This window comes from bacterium (genome assembly GCA_016789445.1).
GTDB lineage: Bacteria > Patescibacteriota > Minisyncoccia > Phycocordibacterales > UBA2100 > UBA10103.
On record JAEUQT010000010.1, the window covers coordinates 1 to 573 of the forward strand.

Below are 573 nucleotides of genomic sequence, written 5' to 3' on the forward strand. Positions count from 1 at the left end.
TCCACGTGTCAGGTCTTACTCGGGTACCAACGATCGATTTTCACGCTTTCGCCTACGAGACTATCACTCGCTATGGTCAGACTTTCCAGACTGTTCGGCTAGCATCCAATCGATCTAGTGTCGGCCCCACAACCCCATTGGACATGTCCAATGGTTTGGGCTTTTCCGCTTTCGATCGCCTCTACTAACGGAGTCGCGTTTGCTTTCTTTTCCTCGTGGTACTGAGATGTTTCACTTCCCACGGTTGATTAGGGTATCTCGGCTTCAATGCTTGTTTGGCAGCTCGACCGAGCTTTTCGCAGCCTTCCGCGCCCCTTCTTCTGGTGCCTAGGCATCCCCTGTACGCCCTTATTCGCTTGACCACATCGATTCGTCTCTCCGACTTTCCACACCTCTTTGCCTCGCAGCAAAGATTTGCGTATTGCCAGATCGTCTCACCGACTTGTCTTGCGGATTGCATGTCCTGTGTTCTTGCGAACACTCAACACCAACCATCATCAAACGACGGGTGATAATTACCTAAGAGCATCGAGAACACCCTCGAATGGCAGGCTGATCCTGCCTTTCGATGAT

At 51.5% G+C, this 573-nt stretch carries 1 rRNA gene; it reads right to left on the reverse strand.

The annotated features are described in order from the left end of the window. Positions 1 to 362, reverse strand: a 23S ribosomal RNA gene (locus JNK62_04795); the annotation flags it as partial. Positions 363 to 573 lie beyond the last annotated feature (211 nt).